Source organism: Micromonospora phytophila (genome assembly GCF_023656545.1).
In the GTDB taxonomy this organism is placed as follows: domain Bacteria; phylum Actinomycetota; class Actinomycetes; order Mycobacteriales; family Micromonosporaceae; genus Micromonospora; species Micromonospora phytophila.
On the sequence record NZ_JAMOKF010000517.1, the window covers coordinates 1 to 2,633 of the forward strand.

Annotated in this window: 2 protein-coding genes; both read right to left on the reverse strand. The window is 75.2% G+C overall.

Annotated features, from left to right (window positions below; all coding sequences use genetic code 11):
* Nucleotides 1–85: 85 nt before the first annotated feature.
* Nucleotides 86–277, reverse strand: a complete 192-nt coding sequence (locus tag NCC78_RS30615; protein WP_250798881.1) for a hypothetical protein — start codon at nt 275–277, stop codon at nt 86–88.
* Nucleotides 265–2,633: type 1 periplasmic-binding domain-containing protein (locus tag NCC78_RS30620; protein ID WP_250798883.1), on the reverse strand; the 2,369-nt coding region annotated here is incomplete at its 5' end. The genes NCC78_RS30620 and NCC78_RS30615, both read right to left, overlap by 13 nt.

The window sequence follows — 2,633 nt, forward strand, 5'->3', positions numbered from 1 at the left end:
CCCGCCTGGTCCTCAGGAACCCTAATGGACACCGGGACACCGGGACAGGGCAGGACGGACGCGTCGGGCGGACACGCCGACGGCGTCAGGGCCGGCGCGGGGCGACGGTGACCGGGGCGGCGGCGCAGGTGGCCGGCGCCGGTCGGTCGGCGGCGCCGCAGTGGTAGACCTCGACCGGCGCCGCCGTCACGTCGGGCACCCGTTCCACCCGCAGCAGCGCGAGCCGCTTGTCCACCGGCTCGCCCGAGTCGGGGGTGAACCGGATCAACCCGGCCACTCCCGGATGGCCGCGCCGGTGTTCTGGCGCAGCACCTCGGCGTGCACGCCGACCGGGTTGACCGAGCCGGGCTCCCAGCGTTGCCGGGGGCCGGCGTGGTGCAGCCGGGCGGCCAGGCTCTCCACCGCCCGGACCATCATCATCGCCGCGTCGTAGGCCAGGCTGACCCGTTCGCCGACCTGGTGCGGGTTGTCCGGGCGGCAGCGCGGCGGGTCGAGCAGGTCGTCGGCCTGGATCCAGGTCAGGAAGCTGGCCCGGGCGTCGTCGCGGCGGTCCCGGGCGGCGCCCAGCGCGGCGCAGGTCGCCAGCGCGGCCTTGGAGACGTAGGTGACCGGCACGTTGCCCGGCGCCGCGGCGCGCAGCCCGGGGTTGGCGATGTAGCGGTTGACCGAGTCGTCGCCGACCAGGTGTTTCGGCGGGTTGTCACCGCACTCCCGCAACGCCCGCAGGAAACCGTCGAACTCCGACCAGCGGCCGGCGTAGAAGAGCAGGCCGGAGTAGCCGCACTCGTCGGTCAGCCGCTTGCCGGTGCGCCACTCGTCGAGGCGGGTGATCCGGGTGCCGAACCGCTGCTTCAGCCCGTCGACCAGGGTGCCGACGTAGAGGTCCTCCGCCAGGGAGCTGTTCTCGCCGGTGGTCCACCACACGTGCGCCTCGTTCACCTTGAGCACCTGCCGGGCGTACGCCTCGACCATTCGGACCTGGTCGGCGTTGGGGGCGGAGACCTGGAGGTAGAGCCGGGAGTTCGCGTCTATCCGGTCGGCCGACAGGGTCGGGGCGAGCACCGGCAGCCCGATCCGGTTGAGTTCGCGCAGCGCCCGGGCGGTGCTGGCGCGGCTCTCCACCAGGCCCACCACGCCGAGCACGGTCGCGTCGTCCCGGGCCAGCTCGGCCAGCATGGCCACCGCCCGGTCGGCGTGGCGCATCTGCCGTCCCCCGTTGGCCACCACGATCCGCAGCAGCGCGGCGCCGTCGGCGCCGGCGGACTCCTTCAGCAGCGCGTACTGCGCGGTGGCCATCCCCTCCAGTTCCTCGCGTTCGGAGACGTAGGACTCCTCGTCGGCGCGGGTCCGGTTGCCGGTGAGGGTGCCCAGGTAGACCAGGGTGAGGTACGGCCGGCGGCGGTCGCTGCGCTGCCAGACCTCCTCGGCGGCCCGGTTCTGCGCGAAGATCCGCTCCTGGACGCCGCGTAGTCCGCGCTGGCCGGGGTCGTTGTTGAACACCTGGGCGGCGCTGTCGCTGTAGCCGACGCACTCCCCCTCGACGAGCTGCACCGAGATCCGGCCCCCGGTGACGGAGGGGTGGCAGCCGGGTCCCCACCGGGTGCCCACCCACGTCCCGCCGGCCGCGACCAGCAGCAGGCAGACCGTGGCCGGCAGGAAGCGCCGCGACCACCAGGGCGGCTCCGGGGCGGTGAACGGACGCAGGCCGCCGCGCGGTGGCGGCCCAGTCTCGGTGGCGTCGGGGCGCAGCACCACCAGCCAGGCGGCCGCGCGGCGCAGCCGCCGCATCTCCGGCAACGCCTCGGCCCACTCGTCGTACGCCTCGTCGGCCTCGCCCAGCGGGTGCGGCCCGGGCAGTTCCGGCGGGGGCTCCTCGCCGGCCGCGACGACCAGCAGCGGGTCGTTGCGGCCGGTCTCGTTGCGGACGTCGTTCAGCAGCCGGACCAGGACGTGGCCGAGGTTGCCGGGGGCCACGTGGTCGAGCAGCAGCACCGGGTACGCGGTGCGCCGCCACTCCGACGGGCGCCACGGCCGGCGCCGGTACGCCTGCCGCAGGTCCTCCAGGAACGCGTGCAGCAGCAGCTTGTTGACCTGGTCGGGCTGCTCGCCGTCACGCCAGCCGGCGGTGAGTCGCTCGGCGAAGCCGAGGAAGGTGACCGACTGCCGCGGGGCGAGGTACTGCTGACGCATGAACCAGCGGTACTGGCGCCCGAGCACCGGCACCCGGCCGGAGACGGCCACCCGGAACACCACCCCCGGCACGGCCCGGCGGACCAGCCAGAGCAGGACCTGCGAGGCGATGCCGACCGCGTCCCCGCCGGCGGGCACCGGGTCACCGGCGGTGCGCTGGCCGCGCCGGTCCCGCAGCCGCCGCACCAGCGCCGACCGGCCGTCGTCGGCGTCCGTGCCGAAGCTCAAGCTCTGGTGCATCAGCCAGTCGGCGAGCGGATAGTGCGTGAAGCGCAGCCGGGCCGCGCCGAACGCCTCCAGCGAGAGTTGCCGGTGCAGCTCCCGCAGCAGCGCGGGGACGTCGGCGCCGGCGGGCTGCGCCGCCGCGTCGAGCACGGCGTGCGGGACGCGGCGGCGGTGGCCCTGCCCGAGGAACCGGCGCAGCAGGACCATCAGGTCGGGGG